Origin of the sequence: Streptomyces sp. SAI-170 (genome assembly GCF_049739565.1) — a bacterium.
Lineage (GTDB): Bacteria > Actinomycetota > Actinomycetes > Streptomycetales > Streptomycetaceae > Streptomyces.
This window is the reverse complement of record NZ_JBMGQD010000001.1, coordinates 8,454,606-8,476,307: the sequence shown is the minus strand read 5'-3', so window position 1 is coordinate 8,476,307 and position 21,702 is coordinate 8,454,606. Positions and strand designations below refer to the sequence as shown.

Below are 21,702 nucleotides of genomic sequence, written 5' to 3'. Positions count from 1 at the left end.
GCACAGCGGAAGGAGCCCTCGATGCCGGGGCCCGTCCTGCACCCCGGAGCGACCGCGACCTGTCCGCACGGCGCTCCCCTGAACATCGTCGCCGCCGGCCCCCGGGTCACCGTGTCCGGCGCCACGGCCGCCGTACTCACGGACCAAGGGCTCGTCACGGGATGCCCGTTCACCGTGGGCACCAAGCCACAGCCCTGTGTCAGCACGAAGTGGCTCGCGGGAGCGACCCGTGTGACCGCTTCCGGACAGCCGCTGCTGATCAACCCCGCCGGGGCGGTCTGCCTGTCCGCGGACCAGATCCCGGCAGGCCCGCCGATCGTCTCGGGCACCCAGACCCGGGTGGTCGCGACATGAGCCGGCTCGCCTTCCCGTTCACCGTGACGGGGCTGGGCCGGTCGGCGGAAGTGGCCTACGGCAGTGACGAGCACGTACGGCAGATGCTCGAACTGCTCGTGCTCACCCTGCCCGGCGAGCGGGTGATGCGCCCCGAACTCGGCAGCCCAGCCCGCCAGTTGGTGTTCGGCCCGCAGGACGGCCCGGCCACGGTCGCGCTCGGCGCCGCGCTGCAGTCGGCGATCCAGCAGTGGCTCGGCGATGTGCTCACGCTGCTGGACGTCGCGGTGGAGGTCACCGACGGCAGCGGAGTGCTGGAGATCGTCGTCGCCTACGAGGTGCGCTCCAGCGGGACGACCGCCGACGCGCGCATCCGGAAGGACATCGTGTGACGGGCGCCCGCTACCACTGCTGCGACGAGCGCCGCCGGACCGCGCTGGCCGCGTCCGGGCCGCAGGACGTCTCCGGGATCGACTACGTGGAGGTGCACCGGGGGTCCACGGTCGCCGATCCGACCCGGATCGACATCGTGCTCGTCAAGCCGCTCCCGCTGCCCGACGCCACGCTCACCGGCGACAACATCGCCCTCACCGGCGGCGTACGGTTCCCGACGCCCAGGGTGGAACCCGTCGTCGGCGCGCAGCCGGGCGGCACGCAGGTGTCGCGGTACACGGTCACGGTGCCGGGCGGGCAGCCGACGGACTTCTCGACGTACCGGCTCGCGATCGTCCAGGGGCCGGGATCGGACGCGCCGCCCGACTTCATGGACCCGCGGCTGTCCGCGGTCGACTTCTCGTTCGCCGTGGACTGTCCGGCGGACGGCGACTGCGCCCCCGACTGCCGGGAGGTGCCCGAGGCCGCGCCGCCGGACCCGCAGTTCGACTACCGGACCCGCGACTGGGAGGGCTTCCGGCGTCTGATGCTCGACCGGATCGCCGTGCTGGTCCCGGGCTTTCGCGAGGACGACCCGGTCGATCTGACCACGACGATCGTCGAGGCGCTCGCCTACCGCGCCGACCAGCAGAGCTACACCCTCGACTGGGTCGGGACCGAGGCGTTCCTGGACACCGCGCGCACCCGCGCCTCGCTGACCCGCCATGCCCGGCTGCTCGACCACACGCCCGGCGAGGGCGCCTCCGCCCGCACCTTCGTCAGCCTCTCCCTCACCACCGACTCCGCCGACGACGGCTACCTGCTGCGGGCGGGGACACCGGTGCTGCCCCGCTCTGCGGCGCCGGTCGCCGTGGTGCCGGCGTCCGACTACCCGGCGCTGCTCGCCACCCGGCCGGTGGTCTTCGAGACGCTCGCCGACCTGCGGCTGTGGCGGTGGCGCGGCGCGATCGCCGTGCACACCTGGGGCGACGAGCGCTGCTGTCTGCCGGCGGGGGCGACGGCGGCCACGCTGGTCGACGAAGGCGGCGGGAGCGGGCCGCTCGAACCGGGCGACTTCCTGCTGCTGGAAGAGACGGTGGCCCCCGACACCGGTCGCGTCCAGGACGCCGATCCCGGCCACCGGCACGTCGTCCGGCTGACGCGGGTGACACCGGCGCGAGACGTCCTCGCGCCCGCCGGCACGAAGCTGCTGGACGTCGAGTGGGACGCGGCCGACGCGCTGCCGTTCGACCTGCCGGTCTCCGCCCTGGTGCCGCAGCCGTCCGGCCCGGCTCAGCACGTCGTCTGCGCCGTGGCGCGCGGCAACGTCGTCCTCGCCGAGCACGGCGCGACGCTGCCGCCGCCCGCCCACCTGAACCTGCCGCCGTCGGCCGCCGAGGCGCTCACCCCGCGGCTGTCCCCGCCCGCCCCACAGCCGGGGGCGGTCTGGCGTCCCCGGGTGGCCGGCGGCATCGGTCCCCTGGCGCGGTGCGCGCGGCACGGCCCGGCCGAACCGGCCGACTCCTCGGCCCGCGCCCTCACCGCGGTGGACCCGGCCCGGTGCCTGCCGGAGATCACCCTCCACGACGCGTTCGCGAGCTGGGACGTCCGGCGCGACCTGCTGGCCGGCGGGCCGTTCTCCCGGGAGTTCGTCGTGGAGACCGGCCCGGACGGGCTGCCGGTGCTGCGGTTCGGGGACGGCACGCACGGGCTGGCCCCTGCGGTGGGCGACGCCCTCGGCGTGAGCGGACGCTTCGGCACCGGCCCGGCCGGCAACCTCGGAGCGGACGCGCTGGGCCATGTCGTCCTGCCCGACACCGACCGGAGCGTGCGGGTCGCCTCGGTGACCAACCCGGTCCCGGCGACGGGCGGCGCGGCGCCGGAGGAGGACGCCGCGGTCCGCCTCGCCGCCCCGCAGGCGTTCCGCCGTCAGGAGCGCGCCGTCACACCGCAGGACTACGCCGAGGCGGCACGCCGGTTCCCTGGTGTGGCCGATGCCGTCGCCGTGGCGCGCTGGACCGGCGCCTGGCAGACCGTCGTCGTCCACATCGACCGGCAGGGCGGCGCCGCCGTCGACACAGCCTTCCGCACCGGCCTGCTGACCCACCTGGAGTCGTTCCGGCTCGCCGGCTTCGACGTCGCCGTACGTGAGGCCCGTACCGTCCCGCTCGACGTCGCTCTGGCGGTGTGCGCCGCGCCCGGCCAGACGGCCGGCCAGGTGGGACGCCGGGTGCGCGCCGCCCTGTCGCCGTCCGGCAGCGGCGGCACCGCGGGCTTCTTCCACCCCGACCGCTTCGGCTTCGGCGCCCCGCTGTATCTGTCGGCGCTGCTCGCCGCCGTGATGGCCGTGCCAGGGGTGCAGAGCGTCAGGCCGTTGGTGTTCCAGCGCTTCGGACGCCTGGCGATGGGTGAGCTGGAGCGCGGGGTGATCCGCCCGGCGACGACCGAGGTGCTCGAACTGCGCGACGATCCGAGCTTCCCGGAGCGGGGACGTCTTCTGATCAGGACCGGAGGCGGACGATGAGTTGCGGGTGCGGCTGCGGCGCGGCGGTGTGTGCGGGCGAGGGCCCGGACGGTCCCCCTCGCCTTCCCGGCGATCCGTCCCGGTTCCGTTACGGCGCGATCCTGGAGCGTCTGCTCGACCGGATCTCCCGGGCCGAGGCCCTCGGTTCCCGGCCGCTGGCGACGCTCGGCCGCTCGCCCGACGATCCCGCCATCGCCCTGCTCGCGGCGGCGGCCGGAGCGCACCACGTGCTGGCCCGGACGCTCCACCGGCTCGCCGTCGACTCCACACTGCCCGGCACCGAGGACCGAGCGGCACTGGTCCGGCTGACCGCCATGCTGGGCCACGTGCCGCGCCCGGCGATCGCCGCCGACACCCTGCTGGCCTTCCAGGTCGGCACGCTGCCGGGCGCGCCGGAGGGCACCGGGCTGCCGGGTGTGCCGGACGTCGTCACGATCCCGGGGGGCGTGAAGGTGGCCTCGGTGCCCGAACAGGGCGGACAGCCCGTGACGTTCGAGACGGACGGGGCGGTCGAGGCCCGTGCGGCGTGGAACGTGCTGCGGCCGCTGCGGGCGCCGGTCCTGCCGGACATCTCGGCCAAGACGAGGAGTGTCGAGGTCCTGGGCGTCGATCCCGGGGCGAGGATCGGTGACCGGGTGCTCGTGTACGCCGGGGCGGCCGAGGCCGCGAGGACGTCCTTCTGGCTCCTGGCGCGGGTCACCGCCGTGGACGTGGCGGCCTCCGCCGAACCGGCTCACACCCGGCTCGCCCTGTCCGGCGGACAGTTGCTCACCGTGGACGACAGCCTGGCGGGGCGCTCCGGCCCGGGCACGCTGATCGTCCTGGGCGGGCGGGCGCAGGCGTTCGGGGCGACCGCCCCGGACATCACGTTCATGCCGGACGCGGTGCGCAGGGCACACGGGGAGCCGGTCCCGGAGCCCCAACTGCCCACCGAATGGGACGACTTCATGATGGGGACCGTCTCCAGGAGCGGGTGGCACATTCATCTCGACGCCGTGCACCCCGAGGCCGCGCCCGGCCGGGTCGTCGTGCTGGAGACCGGCTCCGGGAAGCCCGCGACCGGCGCCGCGCGCGTCACCGCGGCCCGGGAGACCGCACGCTCGGCCTTCGGCCTGTCCGCCCGCTGCACCCTGATGACCCTCGGCTCCAAGCTCGCCAAGAAGTTCAACTCCTCGGTCCGTGAGACGACGCTCCACATCGAGACCGCCAGGGGCGCGCTCGTCGCCCGTCCCGAGGAGCGGGTCCTGCCGGTCACCGACCCGGGGCCCGACGGCGAGCCGGCCCCGCCGCAGCACCCCGACATCGACCGGCAGAACCTTCCCGACCGGTTCTACCTGGCCGGGGAGACGGCCCTGCCGCCGGGGCGGCGCGTGATCCTCACCGGGCGGACGCCCGACGGCGAGCCGCTGTCCGAGGCGGCGACGGTGCTGCGGACCGAGACGCGCACGGGCCACGCGCATACGGCGGCCACGCTCGTCGTGTTCGACCGACCCCTGTCCGGCCGGTGGAGCAGCCACACGCTGACCGTGCTCGCCAACGTCGTGACGTCCTCCCACGCGCAGACGCCCGCCTCCGGTGCCGAGACCCTCGGGTCCGGCGACCCGGCGACCGCACTGCAGCGTTTCCCGCTCAAGCAGTCGCCGCTCGCCCACGTCGCCGCGCCGGGGCCGCGTGGATACGCCCCGGCGATCGAGGTCCGGGTCGACGACCGCCGCTACGAGCACGCCGACTCCCTCTACGGCGAAGGACCCGACAGCCGCCGCTTCCGGTCCGTCGAACGGCCGGACGGCGGGGCCGAAGTGCAGTTCGCGGGCAGGCTGCCGAGCGGGACCGGGAACGTCGTCGCCCTGTACCGCACCGGTGGCGGGTCGGCGGGGAACGTTCCGGGCGACCGGCTGACCCAGATCGTCACCCCGGTGATCGGAGTCGCCTCGGTGACCAACCCGCTGGCCGCGGACGGGGGCAGCGACGCGGAGACGCTTCAGGAGATGCGCACCGGCGCGCCGAAAGCCGTTCGGACCCTGGACCGGGCCGTGTCCCTGACGGACTTCGAGGCGTTCGCCGAGGGGTATCGCGGAGTCGGCAGGGCCTCGGCCGTCGAACTGCGGGCAGGGTTGCGGCGGATCGTGTGCCTCACCATCGCGACCACCTCGTTCGCGCCGCCCCAGGAGAGCTCCGACCTGGTCACCGGACTGCACGCGGCGCTCGCCGCGGCGGCACCCCCGGGGACACACGTACGCATCGCCGGATTCGTCGACCTGCCGATGACCGTGACGCTGGCCCTCGCCTGCGACCCGGACCTGCCGAGGCCACGGGTGGAGGCCGCCGTCCGGGCCGCGCTCGTCCGGGACTTCGGCAGGCCGGTACGGCCCTTCGGCACCGCCGTGCACCGCTCGCAGGTCATCGCGACGGTGCAGAACGTCCCCGGCGTCACGGCCGTCGTGCTCTCCGGCCTCTCGGCGCCGGGCGTGACGCCGGACGCCGAAGGACGGCTGCCCTGCCCCGGGCCGGTCCTGGTGACCGACCCGGCCACCGGCCTGGCCCGGCTGGAGCCGGCCCGGCTGCTGTCCGTCGCCGCGCCGGACATCACGTTCACGGAGCTGACCGTATGAGCATGACGACCACGACGGACGGCGGGGCGCAGCTCCCGGAGTCCCGCACCGAGGCGGTCGCCGAGGCCCTGTACCGGCTGCTGCCCGCCCATGTGCGCCAGGCCGATCTGGCCGGCACCGGCTCTCTGCGGGCGCTGTTCGGGGTGCTGGGCCGGGCGAGCGCCGAGATCGACGCCGAGATCGAGGCGTGGTACGACGCGCTGTTCGTCGAGACGGCCGGGGAGGCGGCGCTGGACGCGATCGCCGCCCTGGTCGCCGCGCCCGCGCTGCACCCCGTCCCGGGCGACTCCGGCCTGACCCGTCGGCCGTTCGTGGCCAACACCATCCGCTACCGGCGCGGCAAGGGGACGGCCCGCGTCGTCGAGGCGATGGCCGGGGACGTCACCGGCCTGGCCGCGGTGGCGGTCGAGTACCACCAGCGGCTGGCCGCTTGCGCCCATCTGCTGAACGTCCGTCCGGACCGGCCCGCCACCGCCGGCCTCGTCCCGGGGCGGACCCTGTCGTCGCTGGGCGGCGCCTTCGACCTGCTGCCGCGTCTGCTCGACGTCCGCCGGGTCGACCGCACCCGCCCCGGCCGGCCCGTCGGGCGGCACGCCCCGACCTCGGTGGGCGTGCACCTGCTGCGGCCGCTGGTGATGCGGTTCCCCTCCCCCGCCCCCGAGGCAGGCTCGCCGCCGGCTGCCGTCCCTGCGGCGGACCTGGCGGGTGTCCCCCAGGCGCGGCCGTGGGAGGTCGACGGGGCAGAGCGGGCGGGCTACTTCCAGCTGGCGCAGCAACCGGGCGCCGTACTGCGCCTGTTCAATCCCGATCGCCGGTCCGCCGCGGAGGGGACCCGGCTGCGGGAGGTCGACCTGCCGGACCGGCTGCGCCGTCTGCCCCTGCACGAGGAGACCACGGAACTGCGTGCCGCCAAGCTGGAGATGCGCCCGCTGCGGCTGCCCGACCGGCGCTGGTTCGACGAGCGGGCCGGTGCGCCGTTCACCGTCTTCCTGCGGCGGGACGGCGAGAGTGCCTTCCGGCGGGTGCCGGCCGACGAGATCCGCATCGTGAACCTGGAGTCACCACCGTCCCCGCCGGGTGCCCGGCCCTCCCCCGAGGTGACGCACGTCTGGTACGAGCCGGGCCCCACGGCCCCGCGGCGCTGGACCCCCACCCATGCCATCGCCTGCGCCCTCGACCCGGTGACCGGGCGGATCGTCGTGCCCGAGGCTCCTGCCGGCCCCGATGTGGTCGAGGTCCGGGTGGCCTGTGCCACGGCCGCCGGTCGGGCCGTCGGAGCCGGGGCCCACGACCGCAACGCCCCGGATCAGCCGTTCGACATCCGGGACACCGGCGGCCCGCGCGACCTGGTGTGGATCGTCGACCCCACTGCCACGGCCGGTGGCTCCGCGGAGACGTCGGGCCGCACGGTCCCGGCACTCGCGACCGCGCTGGCCGAGATCGCCGCCCTCGGTGTGGGACGGCGCAGTTTCGTCGTCCTGGCCCGTTGCGACCTGGAGGGGGCGCCCGCCGGCTCGGGGACCCTCGACGTGACGGTGCCGCCCGGGTCCGAGGTGTACCTGGTCGCCGCCCAGTGGCGGCCCCCGCGGCCGGTGACCGGCGCGGACCCGGACCCCGCCCTGCGCGGGTTCCTCGTCCGCCGGGAGCGGCGCTTCACGGTGGACGCGCCGACGCGGGTGCTGCGCGGAACGGGAGACGCCACGGCGCCCGCCGGCCGCCTTGTGCTCGACGGCCTGGAACTCACCCGCGGCCTGGCGCTCCAGGCGGCCTGTGTGTCCGAGCTGCACCTGCGGTATGCCACCGTGCGCGCTCCCGGCGACGTCGCGGTGCACGCGGAGGGTCCGCTGGAGGCGACCCGGGTCGAGGTCGACCACGCGGTCTGCGGTCCGCTGCGGATCGGGGACACGGGCGTACCCGCCGGCGGTGCGCTCGTGGTGAGAGACAGCGTCGTGAGCGCCGACGGCGCGCCGGGCCACGCTCTCGCCGCGCCGGGCCTCGACACCGCCCTGTGCAACGTCACGGTGCTCGGTACGTCGTCCTTGCGCTCGCTCACGGCGACGAACACGGTGTTCGCCGAGACGGTGCAGGTGACCCGCCGTCAGACCGGCTGCGTTCGGTACAGCTTCGTCCCCGAAGGCTCGGCCGCACCGCGTGTGTTCCGCTGTCAGCCCGCACTCGCCCTGGCCGCGGCCGAGGAGGCGGCCGGGCGGCCGCTGACCGCCGACGAGGCCGACGCGGTCCGGCTCGCAAGCGAGCCCGTCTTCCTGGATGTCTCCGCCGACGAGCCGACGCTGGCCATGCTGCACCCGCTGTGCCCGGACAGCGTGCGCTCGGGGGGCGAGGGAGACAGCGAGATGGGCGCTTTCGCCCGCGCCGCGTACGGGATCGCCGTGAGCAACGTACGGGCCCTGTCGGCCGAGTATCTGCCGGTCGCCCTGGAGGCCGGAATCATCGACGACACGCGCTCCAGCGCCGTCGCAGCCCGGAGGAACAGACCATGACCATCCGCAACGACGCCACCCGCCTGACCATCCGGGCGCGGGACGAGCGGCAGCCACGCTCGGTCGTCGGCCGGCAGGGGCAGGTGCTGCTCGACGCCGACCTCGACCAGCAGAGCCGGCATCTGCTGCACCGCGTCGAGACGGCGACCGACGACATGCTCGGCGCCGACGGCCGCCTCGTGATCCCGCCCGGATCGAACGCCTTCTCGGTGACACAGGCGGCGACCCCGGACGCCTGCGGGCTCGGAAAGGGACACGGCTACCTGGGCGGCCGGCTGGTGGAGAACGCGACCGACTGCCTGCTCAGCACTCAGCCGCACCCCCGCACCGACACCGCCCCGACAGCGCCGGTCCTGCTCGCCCTGAAGACGCTCGTCCGGTACGTCGACCCGGTCGAGGAGCCGGCGTTCGCCGACCGGGCCCTCGGCGACGCCCAGGCGTCCGGGCGGGCCCCTGGTCGACTGGCAGGTGTTCCCCTTCGCCCCGGCCGGCGGCTGGGGCCCCGACTTCGGCTGCGCCACGGCGACTTCGCACGCGGACTGGGCCAAGCTGGCGAAGCCGTCGTCCGGCACGCTGGCCGTGGTGCCCGACACGGCGCCTCCGGCGGCCGACCCGTGCACCCTGCTGCCGCAGGGCGGCTACTCCCGGCCGGAGAACCTCCTGTATCGGATCGAGGTGCACGGCGGCGTCCCGCGCCAGGACCATCCGGTCGCGGACGGGCCGCGGTTCGGCATGGACGGCCTCACCGTGAAGCTGTCCCGGCGCAATGCCTCGGTCATGGCCAGGGTCGTGAAGGTCGACGGCACCGACATCACCGTCGAGCCCGCGGCGCTGGACCCGCTCAACTGGTTCGCCCCCGGCGCCTACGCCGAGTTCGTCTCGCGGCACGACGACGTCGACCCGCGGGACGCGGTCGCCCAGGAGCGGCTGTTCCAGGTCGCGCGGGCGACGGACGTCGTCGTGACGCTGGAGTCCGCCGCGGCCGGCATGGCCGGTGCGGTCAAGGACGAACCCGAGGGCTGGTTCCTGCGGCTGTGGGACGCGTTCCCGGAGGGGAAGGGGGTCGCGACGGCCGAGGTGTCCGCCGCCGATCCGAACCACTCCGAACTCATCGATCTGGGCGACGGTCTGGCGATCCGGCTCGGCCGGGGCGGCGACGATGTCTTCCGCCGCGGCGACTACTGGACCTTCTCGGCGCGGGCCGACGGCTCGATCGACTGGCCGACGGGACAGGAGGAGCCGCCGCACGGTCCACAGATCCGGTACGCACCCCTGGCAGCGCTGAAGAGCGCGACGAGCGCCGACGACTGCCGGGTGCCCACCGCCACACTGACCGACCGCACGCTGCTGTACCGGGGCGGCGACGGCCAGGAGGTGCCGGCGCCCGTCGGCGGCGGCTTCGTGCCGCTGCCCGGCCGGCTGCGGGTCGCCGTGATGCGCGGACGCACTCCGGTCGCCGGGGCCAAGGTGACCTGGAGCATGCCCGCCGGCGGCGTGCCCAGCCGGATCGACGGCTCGGCGGTGGACGCGGCTAACCCCGTCACGACCGAGACGGACCCGGAGGGGTTGTGCGAGGTCACCTGGGCCATCGACGCCGCACGCACCGATGTCCGGCACCAGGTGCAGGTGGCCGTCGGCGCGGCCTCGGACACCGCCGAGGGCCCGCCGCTGGTGTTCACCGCGGGCTTTCGTACGGCTGCGGCCACCAGTTACCAGCCCGGCGACTGTTCCCTGCTCCAACCGGCCACCACCGTGCAGGAAGCCCTCGACGTGCTGTGCGCCAACAGCGGCGGATCGGAGGAACCCGTCACCCTGCGGCTCGCCTCGATCGAGCTGCTCGACGGCGTCGAACGGTCCATCGAGCTGGTACGGGACGATCTGATCCTCAACGGCCTCGAAGTCCCCCACGACGCCTTCGCCGGGGGGATCGACCTGACCGCGGCCCTGCGCAAGGAGCCGGTCCCTCTGGAGTCGACGCCGGCGCCGTTCGACCCGATCGTCGAGGTCGAACTGGACCTGCCCTACCCCGGCACGGACCACGAGAAGATCTACTGGGCTCGTGCGTCGAGCAGGGAGGACGTACGGGGGCGCATCGTCATGCCGTTCGGTTTCCACCGGGTGCGGCTCGACGGGGAGGTCACCGTGACGAGGGAGCCGCGGCCCGGTCTGCTGTGGCGGCCGTCCAAGATGGCGAGCGTCTTCCTCAGGTCCGCGCCGCAGCACCAATGGGGCCATCGCATCGTCCCCTCACTCGAGGAGGAGGTCCGTGCCAGCGGTTGGACCGGCGGCAAGGCCACGCCGATCCTGTGCCGCCTGCGCATCCGGTCCGCCCATATCTGGACCGAGGACCCTGAGACCAAACGCAGGGTGTATCTCAACGCCGAGCACCTCGGGACGAGCGCCGACCAGACCAGGCGTGAACTGCTCGTCCACGACGTGGATCGGCAGCGGGCGGCCGATCTGGAGCTGTTCTTCTACCTGCAGCTCACGTAGGCGGTCCTGCCGCTCCCACGCCTGAAGCGGACACACCACGGGCCCGGCACAGCTGGCGTGTGCCGGGCGCATTGGGTGCGGTTCACTCGCGGCCCACCGGCCCCGGCCCGCTGCTCAGCCGGGCGGGGAGCCTGCGTCGACGATCCGATACCCCACGCCGGGTGTGGTGGCGATGACCGGGGGGTCGCCGAGTTTGCGGCGCAGGCGGCTGATGGTCACCGTGACGGTGTTGGTGAACGGGTCGGCGTGTTCGTCCCAGACCTGTTCGAGGAGGTTCTCCGTACTGAGGAAGGCGGGGGTCGCGTTCAGGAGGGCTTCCAGTACCGCGAATTCCTTGACGGAGAGGTCGAGTTGGTGGCCGTCGCGGCTGGCGGTGCGGCGCATCGGGTCGAGTTCGATGCCCGCTGCGCTCAGGGTGCGGGAGCGGGCGGCGGGGCGGCGGCGGGCCAGGGCGCGGATGCGCAGGACGAGTTCGGGAAAGTGGAAGGGCTTGGCGAGGTAGTCGTCGGCGCCCAGGGTCAGGCCGCTGACGCGGTCGCCGGGTGAGTCGGCGGCGGTCAGCATCAGGACCATCACGCGGCCGTCCCGCTCGGTGATCATCTGGCAGAGGGTGTCGCCGTGGATGCCCGGCAGGTCGCGGTCGAGCACGACGACGTCGTACGCGTTGACGTCCAGCTTGGCCGCGGCGTCGAGCCCGTCGTGGGCCACGTCCACGGCCATGCCCTGGTCGCGCAGTCCCTCGGCGATGACTTCGGCGAGGGGGCGGGCGTCCTCGACCACCAGGACTCTCAACGCGCCACGCTCGTCTCTGTGTCGGTGGCTTCCGCCGTCGCCCTGCCGTCCGTACGGGGGAGGGTGATGGTGACGCGCAGGCCGCCGTCGGGGCGGGCGCGCAGCTCCAGGGTGCCGTGGTGGGACTGGGCGATGGCCGCGACGATGGAGAGGCCGAGGCCGCTGCCCCGGCCGGTGCCGGTCCGGTCGGCGCCCAGGCGGCGGAAAGGCTGCGCGAGGTCCGCCACCCGCCGCTGGTCGAGGACCGGTCCGCTGGACTCGACGACGAGGGACACTGTGCCTGCGTCGTCTCCTTCAGCCCGTACCGCGACACTGATCCAGCCCCCGGGGTCGTTGTGCGCGATCGCGTTGTCGACCACGTTGTCGGCCATGCGGCGCAGCAGCGTCTGGCTGCCCCACACCCACGCGGAGTCGTCGATGCGGTTCTCGCGCACGGTCAGGCCCTTGGCCGCGATGTCCTTGGCCCGTCCGGTCAGGGCGGTCAGCGCGAGTTCGCTGAGGGCGAGGCACGCCCCGTCGGTGAACTCGCCGTGCTGGGTGCGGGCCAGGACGAGGAAGCTCTCCAGCAGCCGGTCCACCTGGTCGAGTTCGGCGCGCATCCGGGCGGCCAGCGTGGCTGTGGACTCGGGTACCGGGCCCGGCTTGGCGAGCGCCACGTCCAGGGACGCCCGCATCGTGGTGAGCGGGGTGCGCAGCTCGTGGGAGGCGTTGGCGACGAAGAGGCGCTGGGCGTCGAAGGAGCCCTCCAGGCGGCCGAGGAGGTCGTCGATGGTGTCGGCGAGGTCCTTCACCTCGTCGCCGGGGCCGCCGATGGCCAGGCGTTCGTGCAGGCTGTCGGCGGTGATCCGGCGGGTGGCCGCGGTCATCACGCGCAGCGGGCGCAGCACCCGGCCCGCGACGAACCAGCCGAGGCCGACCGAGATCACCGCCATGACACCGAGGGCGATGGCGGAGCCGATCAGGATCTGCCGGGACTGGATGCCGTGCGCCTGAGCCAGCTGATGCTCCAGCTCGTCGATGCGGCCCTGCGCCTGTGCCGCCGTGGCGGGCCGGCCGGTGCCGCCATCGGGGGCGGTCTGGCTGGAGCGCGATCCGCTGGATGCCACCGCGGCCGCGATGGCGAGCAGCACTGTTCCCGACAGCAGGAACAGCGTCACGTACAAGGCGGTGAAGCGGGTGCGGGCAGTGCCGTGGCGCAGGCCGAGCCGGGCGGTCAGGCCCGCGAGCCGTCGGGGCCAATCCCATTCCATCCGCATGCTTCCCTCTCCCCGCCGCACCAGGACACGTACCGGGCCAGGCTAGGCCGAGGCGCCTAACAGCGAGATGACAGCGGCCGTTCGGCCCCTGTAACTCGCTCCGTCACAGGGTGGGGCCCATGAACAATGAGAGTACGAAGGCGACGATCGAGGTCATCGGTCTGCGTAAACACTTCGGGCCGAAGCCGGCTCTGGACGGGATGACGTTCACCGTGCGGCCCGGACGGGTGACCGGCTTCGTCGGCCCGAACGGCGCGGGCAAGTCCACCACCATGCGCGTGATCCTGGGCCTCGACGCGGCTGAGGAGGGAAAGGCGCTGGTCGAAGGGGTGCCGTACCGCACCCTGCGTCGCCCGCTGCGGCATCTGGGGGCACTGCTCGACGCCTCCGCGCTGCAGCCGAGCCGCACCGCCCGTAACCACCTGCTGTGGCTGGCCCACTCGCAGGGCGTGCCGGCCCGGCGGGTGGATGAGGTCATCGAACAGGCCGGCCTGGGCACGGCGGCCCGGCGCAAGGCCGGCGGCTTCTCGCTGGGCATGCGCCAGCGCCTGGGGATCGCGGCGGCGCTGCTCGGTGACCCGCCGGTCGTCATGCTGGACGAGCCGTTCAACGGCCTCGACCCCGAAGGCATCGTGTGGATGCGCGGCTTGCTGTCGTCGCTGGCCCGGCAGGGACGCGCCGTTCTGGTCTCCAGTCACCTGATGAGTGAACTCGAAGACACCGCGGACCATCTCGTCGTAGTCGGCCGCGGCCGGGTCGTCGCGGACACCAGCGTGTCCGAACTGCTCGCCGAGGCGTCCGGCGGCCGGGTCACCCTGCGTACCTCCGCGCCTGCGCGCGCCGCCCAGGTCCTGCACGGCGCGGGCGCCACCGTTCTGGCCACCGGTCCCGACACCCTCGGCGTCACGGGCCTGCCCGACGAGGAGATCGTGGCCCTGCTCGCCCGCGACGGGGTGCCGTTCTCCCAGGTGTCCGCGCACCGGGCGACGCTCGAAGAGGCGTACATGGAGCTCACCCGGGACGCGGTGGAGTACCGGGGCATCCCGGCCGGGGAGGCCACGCGATGACCGCCACCCTCACCCCTCGCCCCCCTGCCACGAGGCGCGCCGAGCGGGGCGGGTTCCTCCGGACACTGCACGCCGAGTGGACGAAGTTCCGTACGGTACGCGGCTGGGTCCTCGCGATGGCGGGGGCGCTTCTGGCGACGATCGTGGTCGGCCTGCTCGGCACGGCCGCCCCGGCTCCCGGTAATCGCGGGGCCGACTCAGCCTCGTACCCGCAGGGTCCCGGCGGCGAGCCGGTCAACGACAGCTTCTACTTCGTCCACAAGACGCTCACCGGCGACGGCACCCTCACCGTTCCTCTGCGGTCCCTGACCGGTGTGGCCGACACCGGGGCCGGCAAGACGGCCCGGGGCGTCCAGCCCTGGTCGAAGGCCGGGATCATCGTGAAGGAAAGCCTCGCCCAGGGATCCCCGTACGCGGCGGTCATGGCCACCGGCGGCCACGGCGTGCGCATGCAGTACGACTACACGCACGACACAGCGGGCCCTTCCGGCAAGGTCTCCCAGGAGTCCCCGCGCTGGCTGCGCCTGGTCCGCTCCGGTGACAGTCTCACCGGTTCCACCTCCACCGACGGCTCCCACTGGACCAACGCCGGCCATGCGAAGCTGCCTGGGCTTGCGCGCACCGTGCAGGCCGGGCTCTTCGCGACGTCACCGCAGGCGCAGCAGAACACTGCGGCGGGCGCGGGCTTCAGCCCCGCCGTGGCCACCGGCACCTTCGGCCGCCCCGTCCTCGCCGGCGACTGGTCCCAGGGGGCGTGGAGCGGCACACAGGTGGGCGGCGACGCGGGCACCTCCGGCAGCTACACGAACACCCTCAAGGGTGGCTTCGCGCAGAGAGACGGCGGCGGGTTCACCGTGACCGGGGCCGGTGACATCGCACCGGTCGTCGGCGGGCCCGTCATGGGCGCCGGCTTCTCCGTCGAGAAATTCCTCGTCGGCACCTTCGCCGGGCTGATCGTGGTGATCGTCGTGGGCACGGTGTTCATCACCGGCGAGTACCGGCGCAATCTGCTGCGTACGACCATGGCGGCAACTCCCCTGCGGGGCCGGGTGCTTGGTGCCAAGGCGGTGGTGGCCGGGGGCATCGCGTTCGCCATCGGCCTGGCGGCCGCCGCGATCACCATTCCCGTCGGGGAACGCAGCGCCCTCGGCAGGGGCTTCCATGTCTTCCCCGCCACGCCGGCGACCGAAGTACGCGTCATGGCCGGCACCGGCCTGCTCTGCGCGGCCGCCACCGTGCTCGCTCTCGGCGTCGGCGCCCTGCTGCGGCGCAGCGCCACGGCGGTCGCCCTGGTCATCGCGTCGATCGTGCTGCCCTTCCTGCTCGCCGCCTCCGGCGTACTGCCCCCGGGCGTCTCGGAGTGGCTGCTGCGGGTGACCCCGGCTGCGGGCTTCGCCATCCAGCAGACGCTGCCTCAGTACGCGCAGGTGCTCAGCGTGTACGAGCCGTCGACCGGCTACTACCCGCTGGCTCCTTGGGCCGGCCTCGCCGTGCTGGGCGCATACGCCGCGCTCGCCCTCGGTCTGGCCTTGGTGCGGCTGCGCGGGAGGGACGTATGAGTTTCCCGCGCGACGCACGACCAACGCACACGGCGGACGGCGCATGGCGAGGGGACTTCGGCCGCGCCCTGCACGCGGAGTGGACGAAGCTGCGCACCGCAGGGGACATGGGCAGGTTGCTCCTGCTCGCCGTCGTGCTGACCGTGGCCGTCGGCTGCGGCACCGCCAAGGCCGTGAAGTGCCCGGACACGGGGTGCGGCCAGGACCCCGTCAGGCTCGCCCTGACCGGCGTCACAGTCGGGCAGGCGGTCATCGCCGTCCTCGCGGCGGCGGCCGTCAGCGGCGAGTACAGCACCGGGATGATCCGCACCACGCTCACGGCAGTGCCGAACCGGCTCACCGTTCTCACCGCCAAGGCGACGGTCCTCACCACGGTCGTCCTGGCCTCCGGGACGGCTGCCGTCCTGGCCTCCCTCCTCGCCGGCCGCCACATCCTGCCCGGCAACGGGTTCACCGAGGCGCACGGCTATCCCCCGCTGTCCCTGGCCGACGGCCCGACCCTGCGCGCGGCCGTCGGCTCGGTCCTCTACCTCGCCCTGATCGCCCTGCTCGGCCTCGGCGTGGCGACCGCGGTACGGCAGGCGGCGACCGCCATCGGTATCGTGCTCGCGCTGCTCTACCTCTTCCCCGTCGTCACCCGGCTGGTCAACGACCCGGAGTGGCAGCACCACCTCCAGCAGATCTCCCCCATGACCGCCGGACTCGCGGTCCAAGCCACCGTCCACCTGCACGAGTTGCCCATCGGCCCATGGGCCGGCCTGGGCGTGCTCGCGGCGTGGACGGCGGCCGCGCTGCTGGCCGGCAGCGTGCTGCTGCACAGGCGCGACGCGTAGTGCAATCGCACCGACAGCAGCTATACGGCGGTCACCCCGGCTCCCTGCACCGCTACCCCTTCAGGTCGCCGTGCAGGGAGGCCTCGGGAACACCGGCCTTGACGCTGAACTCCCCGCAGCCGGCACCCTGGCCGCTGCCCCGCCTCATCGCCCGCCTTGCCCGCAGAGCAGCACGAACGCCCGGCTGCTGGCCAACCCCCTCACCTCACGCGAGGACATCGAGAAGCCGGACGGCTGGACGCTTCACCGGATCCGGCGATGGCGGGCTGGACGCCCAGCTCATGACCGCCCAGTGCGCGACGAAGACAGGTTTGATCGCTGCTGACCTCCACGGTGAAGTGGATGCCGTCAAGCGCAGTTCCCGCGCAGGTCCCCCAAGGGCGTGCCGATCACCCGATTCTGCCGGGTGGGCCGCCACGGCACCGGTGCTTTGCAGTCCTGGTCGGCAGACCAAGCGCCGGCCGTGGTGCGGCACATTCACAGCCGGCTAGTCCGAGTCGACCGCGCACGTGGGACAGGAACACGTCGTGATCGCCCTGAGCATCTTCGTCTCGACTCGGTCGTATCGTGGATGATCAGCCCATGGGCTCGATGCAACCGGACGTGACGTGGCCGTTCACCGATGGCACTTTTCCTCAGCATCTGCTGGCCATCGTGCAGCGGACGGTGGCCGACGGTAGCCGGCCGGCGCTGATGGTGATCCATGATGATGAGCAAGACTGGCTTCTGGCTGACGGGCTTCACGATCCGAACGCGGACGGAGCGTCGATCGTCTGCCATCTAGATCACGTCCTTGGCCTGGACCCCTCTGTCGCGGCTTTGGCCAGCCTTCCGCCTGGCCACATTGCTGAGCGGGTCTGCCTGGACGAGCCGTGGTCTATTCGTTCGTGGTCCTATGAGGACGAGACGCCCTCCTGACTGTCGACAACGGCCTGGCGGGTTCAGAGGCCATCGAATGGTTCGTCACTCCACCTGAACCAAGCACGACCGTCACTGATGTGCAGAAGAAACTCCGGGACCGGACCTGACGGGGCGACCAGCGACAAGGTGTCCGCGATCCGGTCGTAGGAGTCGTCGAAGCGCTCGTACTCCTCCGCTTCCAGCAGAGCCAGCGACTCGTCGAACCATGGCTTCACCTCTCCGAACCCAGGCGTTGGAACGAAGCGGCCGTTCAACCATGGGAAGTCGGCCTCGTCGATCACGATCTCGCCGAGCAGATCCTCCTGCCGCATCAGTCGCCAGACTTCGCCCTCGAAACCCATCCCGCCAGCTCTCCATTCATGTCCTGGTGCCGCCGGGCAGCCTCTCACGCGGCAACGACAAGGCGGCAGGACGCCGGCGAACTCGCTCTCGATCTCGATCGACCGCAGCCACCCTGTCAGTCCGGCGAAACAGCTCTTACGGTCGCAGAAGTACCGGCGAACCCGCAGCCTGACCATGACCCGGCGAGAGAGCCCAGCGACCTTTCGTCCAGGCTTCGTTGGTACGTGCTGCGTGCGCGAACAGAGCCGACAATTTCCCCAGGGGTGCTCGCCTTCCCACTTGGTTCCGGGTTCAGCTGGGGCCGGGTGCGCCCGCGCGTGGAGTATGTGCGGCGGGGGCGGCGTGGCGGGCGGTCTTGCACGCCGAGACGAGCAGGATTACCGCGAGGGCGGGGATCAGCACCACATCGGGGACCGCGCCGAGAAGCAGTCCGCCGAGCAAGGCCCCGGCGACGGAGCCGGCCGCCAGGACGAGGGTGAAGCGAAGGTTGGCCCGCAGGACGGCGAAGCTGCCATCCCTGCTGTAGCGGGCGAAGGCAACGAGCATCGTCGGCAGTGACACCAGCAGCGACAGGCTGCCCGCGGTCTTGATGTCCACGGCGTACAGCAGCACGATCGTGGGGATCAGGAGCTCACCCCCGGCCACACCCATGATCGCGGCGACCACGCCGATCCCGAACCCGGCCACCACCCCCGCCACGATGCGCACCGCTCCACTCAGCCCCGCACTGTCCAGCTCCAAGGTATGGGTGGCCACCAGGGCGGCAGCCATGAGGACCATCAGTACGGCGAGCAACCGGTAGAGGGGGGCGGTCCGCATCCGCACTGCCCACGACGCCCCCGCCCAAGCACCCAGCAGACTCCCGGCCAACAGGTTGACCGCGATCGACCAGTGCGCGTCCAGGTCGGAGTAGGACACCGAAGCCAGCCGGGCGGGCAACGCGGTCAGCACCACGATCAGGCTCATCGCCTTGTTCAGGATGACCGCCGACAGGGCCGCGAACCCGAACACGCCGATGAGCAGCGGCAGCCGGAACTCCGCTCCGCCCAGGCCGATCATGCCGCCCAGCACCCCGACCGCCGCCCCGCAGGCGAACGTCAACGGCAGCGAGCGCACAGCCCGGCCCGGCAGAGCATCGGTGGTGGTCATCACGAACGAACCCTCTCCACGGCGGCGCCCTGTGCGCCGGCCGGTCGAGGCCAAGCATGTCCGCCCCGCACCCGCATGCCCACCCCGAGCATCTCGGATCTTCCGCACTGCTCTCGTCGCTTCGACCTACACCGGCGTGAGGTAGCCCAGCCCCTCAAATCAAGGCGGCGGCCCACCGGGTGGAGTGCACGTTTCGGGAGTCGGTCTGGCCGTAGGTCGGAGACCTCGTGGTCGACAGGGTGGAGGCCGATTGGCAAAGCAGTCCGGATCGAGACCCGCAGCGACGTCGCGTGTCCGGGCTGCGGGTCGTCCGGTACGAGGGTTCACAGCACGTACCGACGGCGACTTGCGGACCGGCCGCTGGGCGGCCGACGTGTCGTCCTCATCCTGCTCGTCCGTCGGTTCATGCCCACGCTGGAGTTCCGGGCCGCCGACGCCTGCCCCATGGTCGGCGACACCGCTCTGCGCGCCGCCTGCCGGCGAACGGTGCGGGACGGCCTGGCCGTCGACCTGGCCGACGGCCGTCTGCGGCCCGCCGCCCAAGAGGTCGAGCGACTGCTGCACCGGCTGCACCCTGCGCTTCGGCGTCATGGCGACGCCGACCTCGTGCGCGAGGGGGCTTGGCACGCCGGGGTGTCGAAGGCAGCGGCGCCGCCCACCGGCGCCGTGGACGGCTCACCGACGTCGTCGGCCCCTTGATCTCCACCACCGTCCCGGCCGATGACACGAACCCACGGCGCTGGCCGGGCCCCGAGCCGCCCGTACTGTCCCCCGGTCCTGTCCCCGCCCCTGTGGGTGTCGTCGCCGATGGTGGTCAGTCTCCGACGTGGATGCCGGGGCGTCGGTAGGGGTCGGGCTCGTGACGGCGGATGATCTCTCGGGTGACGGGGGCGGTGTCACCGCGGCCGAGCAGGAAGTAACGGAACATGTGCTTCAGGGGGCTGCCTTCGGCCCAGGCGAAGTAGCAGTGCGGCCGTAGACCCGTGGTGTCGCGCAGGACCAGCAGGATCGCCGCGATGGCGTTGGGGGCGGCCGGGGCCTCGGCGCGCAGGATGCGGTAACCGTCGACCTCGACGCCTCGTACGGTGAGGGTCTCGCTGAAGTCGGAGGGGTCGACGACGTCGATCTCCAGGAAGAGCACGTCCGCGGGGGCGGGCACCGGGTTGGTACCGCGTTGCTCCCGCTCCTTGCCGCTGTACTCCTCTCGGTCGCCCGTCTGGCGGCGGTTGGCGATGATGTTGATGGCGTTGTCGTGCGCGAGGGTGTCGGTGATGAACCGGCGGGCCTCGGCGTCGAAGACGATGCGGTCGGCACGCAGTTCGGTGGTGCGGGACACCCGGGAGATCAACGACACGATGATGATGCCGAGGATGAACGCGCCGGAGATGGCGATGCCGTCGGGCTTGTCGACGATGTTGTAGGCCAGGGCGTAGAACAGGACGGCGGTGAGCAGTCCGAACCCGACCGCGCTCGTACGACGGCCCGTGCGGGCGACGGAGAGGGTGACGGCGAAGGCGCCGGAGACCATCATGGCCAGGATTCCGGTGGCGTAGGCGCCGGCCTGTGCCTCGACGTCGGCGTCGAAGACGAAGGTGATCAGGACCGAGACGGCGGTGTAGACGATCACCACGGGCCGGACGGCGCGCCCCCATTCCGGAGCCATGCCGTAGTCGGGCAGGTAACGCGGCACGATGTTGATCAGGCCGGCCATGGCGGAGGCGCCGGCGAACCAGAGGATGAGGATGGTGCTGATGTCGTAGACCGTGCCGAAGGCTTCACCGACGTGTTCGTGCGCCAGCCAGGCCAGCGCACGGCCGTTGGCCGCTCCACCGGGCTCGAACTCTTCCTCCGGGATCAGGACGGTGGTGACGAAGCTGGCGGAGAGCAGATAGACGCTCATGACGAGCGCCGCCGTGGTCAGCAGCAGGCGGGTGTTGCGGATGCGCGAACGCAGGCGCTGTTCGTCGTCGTCTCCCTGGGCGGCCACGAGCGGCATCATGCTGACCCCGGTCTCGAAGCCGGACAGCCCCAGCACCAGCAACGGGAAGGCCAGGAGCGCCGGTCCCAGCAGATCCCCCGCACCGGTCCCTCCGCCGACCAGCGCGTCGGTCCAGGCCGACCACACGCCCGGTGTGGTGACCACATGGGCGAGGCCGACACCGATGATGACGGCGTTGAGAACGAGGAAGACCGCGACCAGCGGGATGGCGATACCAACGGCCTCGCTGAACCCGAGCAGGAACACCCCGCCCAGCACCAGGAGCAGCGTCACGGTGAGCGCGACCTCGTGCCCGTGCAGGGCCGCGGGGAAGAACGGGTTCTCCACCACGTGCACAGAGGCGTCCGCCGTGGACAGGGTGATCGTGACGATCCACGACGTGACCACGAACCCGAGCAGGACCAGGACGAAGAGCTTGCCCCACCAGAACGGCAGCAGATCCTCCAGCATCGCCACCGACCCGGCCCCGTGCGGGCTCTCGCGCGCCACCCGCCGGTACATCGGCAGCATCCCGAGCAGCGTCAGCGCCACGATCAGGAGCGTGGCCAGGGGCGAGACCGCACCCGCCGCGAGCGCCGCGATCGCCGGCACATAGGCCAGGCTGGAGAAGTAGTCGACGCCGGTCAGGCACATCACCTTCCACCAGGCCTGGGGCTCGGTGTGTCCCTCGCCGGCCGCGGGGCCGACCGGCTGGACCCGGTGACGCAGCATCCACCGTGCCACCTTGCCGGTCGGCTGTGTCCGCAGAGCCGGACTGGGTGCCTCTTCCGGCACAGCCATCCCGTCGCTGTCTGCCATGTCCCCCATCAGCCCTTTCCCTTTGGTGCTCGCCTGTGCGTATGAGCGTGTGCCCGTCAATTGCAACGATCACCGAGTATGGGGCCTGGTGACGGTCGTGGTTGCCACGGGTGGGGGGTGCCTTGAGCAGCCGGGGAGGACGGCGCTGCCG

16 protein-coding genes and 2 pseudogenes are annotated in these 21,702 nt (G+C 72.7%); 13 read left to right on the top strand and 5 right to left on the bottom strand.

What is annotated here, in order from left to right; translation table 11 throughout:
* Positions 1 to 21 precede the first annotated feature (21 nt).
* The 7 genes and pseudogenes from RKD23_RS38025 (at position 22) to RKD23_RS37995 (ending at position 10,835) form a co-directional block, all read left to right on the top strand.
* A complete protein-coding gene (locus RKD23_RS38025) occupies positions 22 to 354 on the top strand; it encodes a hypothetical protein (protein ID WP_424857907.1) in 333 nt (110 codons plus the stop codon).
* Entirely contained in the window at positions 351 to 725 is a 375-nt protein-coding gene (locus RKD23_RS38020; RefSeq protein ID WP_424857906.1) for a GPW/gp25 family protein, read from the top strand. Before RKD23_RS38025 ends, RKD23_RS38020 begins: the two co-directional genes overlap by 4 nt.
* Entirely contained in the window at positions 722 to 3,229 is a 2,508-nt protein-coding gene (locus RKD23_RS38015) for a baseplate J/gp47 family protein (RefSeq protein WP_424857905.1), read from the top strand. Before RKD23_RS38020 ends, RKD23_RS38015 begins: the two co-directional genes overlap by 4 nt.
* Positions 3,226 to 5,841 (top strand): baseplate J/gp47 family protein, encoded by a 2,616-nt coding sequence (locus RKD23_RS38010; protein WP_424857904.1) that lies wholly within the window; start codon positions 3,226 to 3,228, stop codon positions 5,839 to 5,841. The genes RKD23_RS38015 and RKD23_RS38010 overlap by 4 nt, the downstream gene beginning before the upstream one ends.
* Before the next feature lie 2 nt (positions 5,842 to 5,843).
* Entirely contained in the window at positions 5,844 to 8,342 is a 2,499-nt protein-coding gene (locus RKD23_RS38005; RefSeq protein ID WP_424857903.1) for a hypothetical protein, read from the top strand.
* Positions 8,339 to 8,662: pseudogene (locus RKD23_RS38000) on the top strand (DUF6519 domain-containing protein); the annotation flags it as partial. The gene RKD23_RS38005 and the pseudogene RKD23_RS38000, both read left to right, overlap by 4 nt.
* A 148-nt stretch (positions 8,663 to 8,810) precedes the next feature.
* Positions 8,811 to 10,835 carry a DUF6519 domain-containing protein gene (locus RKD23_RS37995; protein ID WP_424857902.1) on the top strand — a complete coding sequence of 675 codons (2,025 nt, stop codon included), beginning with the start codon at positions 8,811 to 8,813 and terminating at the stop codon, positions 10,833 to 10,835.
* A 114-nt stretch (positions 10,836 to 10,949) separates the two neighbouring features.
* Here RKD23_RS37995 and RKD23_RS37990 read toward each other — a convergent pair whose 3' ends face one another.
* Both RKD23_RS37990 and RKD23_RS37985 read right to left on the bottom strand, forming a co-directional pair.
* A complete protein-coding gene (locus RKD23_RS37990) occupies positions 10,950 to 11,627 on the bottom strand; it encodes a response regulator transcription factor (RefSeq protein ID WP_424857901.1) in 678 nt (225 codons plus the stop codon).
* Positions 11,624 to 12,883, bottom strand: a complete 1,260-nt coding sequence (locus tag RKD23_RS37985; RefSeq protein WP_424857900.1) for a sensor histidine kinase — start codon at positions 12,881 to 12,883, stop codon at positions 11,624 to 11,626. Before RKD23_RS37985 ends, RKD23_RS37990 begins: the two co-directional genes overlap by 4 nt.
* Positions 12,884 to 13,002: 119 nt before the next feature.
* Between RKD23_RS37985 and RKD23_RS37980 the strand changes: the two genes are divergently transcribed.
* The 4 genes from RKD23_RS37980 to RKD23_RS37965 all read left to right on the top strand — a co-directional run bounded on the left by RKD23_RS37980 (position 13,003) and on the right by RKD23_RS37965 (position 17,260).
* Positions 13,003 to 13,950 carry an ATP-binding cassette domain-containing protein gene (locus tag RKD23_RS37980; protein WP_424857899.1) on the top strand — a complete coding sequence of 316 codons (948 nt, stop codon included), beginning with the start codon at positions 13,003 to 13,005 and terminating at the stop codon, positions 13,948 to 13,950.
* The gene (locus RKD23_RS37975) at positions 13,947 to 15,509 is read left to right on the top strand and encodes an ABC transporter permease subunit (protein WP_424857898.1); all 1,563 of its coding nucleotides are present in this window, start codon (positions 13,947 to 13,949) and stop codon (positions 15,507 to 15,509) included. Before RKD23_RS37980 ends, RKD23_RS37975 begins: the two co-directional genes overlap by 4 nt.
* Complete coding sequence (locus tag RKD23_RS37970; protein WP_424857897.1) at positions 15,506 to 16,342, top strand: ABC transporter permease subunit; 837 nt, start codon at positions 15,506 to 15,508, stop codon at positions 16,340 to 16,342. The genes RKD23_RS37975 and RKD23_RS37970 overlap by 4 nt, the downstream gene beginning before the upstream one ends.
* A gap of 582 nt (positions 16,343 to 16,924) precedes the next feature.
* A complete protein-coding gene (locus RKD23_RS37965; RefSeq protein WP_424857896.1) occupies positions 16,925 to 17,260 on the top strand; it encodes a hypothetical protein in 336 nt (111 codons plus the stop codon).
* Between the two features lie 23 nt (positions 17,261 to 17,283).
* Here the strand turns inward: RKD23_RS37965 and RKD23_RS37960 are convergent, their stop codons facing one another.
* Both RKD23_RS37960 and RKD23_RS37955 read right to left on the bottom strand, forming a co-directional pair.
* Positions 17,284 to 17,604, bottom strand: a complete 321-nt coding sequence (locus RKD23_RS37960; protein WP_424857895.1) for a hypothetical protein — start codon at positions 17,602 to 17,604, stop codon at positions 17,284 to 17,286.
* 292 nt (positions 17,605 to 17,896) lie between these two features.
* A complete protein-coding gene (locus tag RKD23_RS37955) occupies positions 17,897 to 18,754 on the bottom strand; it encodes a sulfite exporter TauE/SafE family protein (protein WP_424857894.1) in 858 nt (285 codons plus the stop codon).
* Positions 18,755 to 18,829: 75 nt separating this feature from the next.
* On the opposite strand from RKD23_RS37955, the pseudogene RKD23_RS37950 reads away from it, so the two are divergent.
* Positions 18,830 to 19,147: pseudogene (locus RKD23_RS37950) on the top strand (transposase family protein); the annotation flags it as partial.
* A gap of 12 nt (positions 19,148 to 19,159) precedes the next feature.
* Complete coding sequence (locus RKD23_RS37945; RefSeq protein ID WP_424858449.1) at positions 19,160 to 19,453, top strand: hypothetical protein; 294 nt, start codon at positions 19,160 to 19,162, stop codon at positions 19,451 to 19,453.
* A 115-nt stretch (positions 19,454 to 19,568) separates the two neighbouring features.
* Here RKD23_RS37945 and RKD23_RS37940 read toward each other — a convergent pair whose 3' ends face one another.
* Positions 19,569 to 21,533: an amino acid transporter gene (locus RKD23_RS37940; protein WP_424858429.1), complete on the bottom strand. Its 1,965-nt coding sequence runs from the start codon at positions 21,531 to 21,533 to the stop codon at positions 19,569 to 19,571.
* Between the last annotated feature and the right edge of the window lie 169 nt (positions 21,534 to 21,702).

Bases quoted from the DNA above. Each gene is read 5' to 3' on its own strand.
- RKD23_RS38025 (WP_424857907.1), top strand. From the start codon at position 22: ATGCCGGGGCCCGTCCTGCACCCCGGAGCGACCGCGACCTGTCCGCAC.
- RKD23_RS38020 (WP_424857906.1), top strand. From the start codon at position 351: ATGAGCCGGCTCGCCTTCCCGTTCACCGTGACGGGGCTGGGCCGGTCG.
- RKD23_RS38010 (WP_424857904.1), top strand. From the start codon at position 3,226: ATGAGTTGCGGGTGCGGCTGCGGCGCGGCGGTGTGTGCGGGCGAGGGC.
- RKD23_RS38005 (WP_424857903.1), top strand. From the start codon at position 5,844: ATGACGACCACGACGGACGGCGGGGCGCAGCTCCCGGAGTCCCGCACC.
- RKD23_RS37985 (WP_424857900.1), bottom strand. From the start codon at position 12,883: ATGCGGATGGAATGGGATTGGCCCCGACGGCTCGCGGGCCTGACCGCC.
- RKD23_RS37980 (WP_424857899.1), top strand. From the start codon at position 13,003: ATGAACAATGAGAGTACGAAGGCGACGATCGAGGTCATCGGTCTGCGT.
- RKD23_RS37975 (WP_424857898.1), top strand. From the start codon at position 13,947: ATGACCGCCACCCTCACCCCTCGCCCCCCTGCCACGAGGCGCGCCGAG.
- RKD23_RS37970 (WP_424857897.1), top strand. From the start codon at position 15,506: ATGAGTTTCCCGCGCGACGCACGACCAACGCACACGGCGGACGGCGCA.
- RKD23_RS37965 (WP_424857896.1), top strand. From the start codon at position 16,925: ATGGGCTCGATGCAACCGGACGTGACGTGGCCGTTCACCGATGGCACT.
- RKD23_RS37960 (WP_424857895.1), bottom strand. From the start codon at position 17,604: ATGGGTTTCGAGGGCGAAGTCTGGCGACTGATGCGGCAGGAGGATCTG.
- RKD23_RS37955 (WP_424857894.1), bottom strand. From the start codon at position 18,754: ATGACCACCACCGATGCTCTGCCGGGCCGGGCTGTGCGCTCGCTGCCG.
- RKD23_RS37945 (WP_424858449.1), top strand. From the start codon at position 19,160: ATGCCCACGCTGGAGTTCCGGGCCGCCGACGCCTGCCCCATGGTCGGC.
- RKD23_RS37940 (WP_424858429.1), bottom strand. From the start codon at position 21,533: ATGGCTGTGCCGGAAGAGGCACCCAGTCCGGCTCTGCGGACACAGCCG.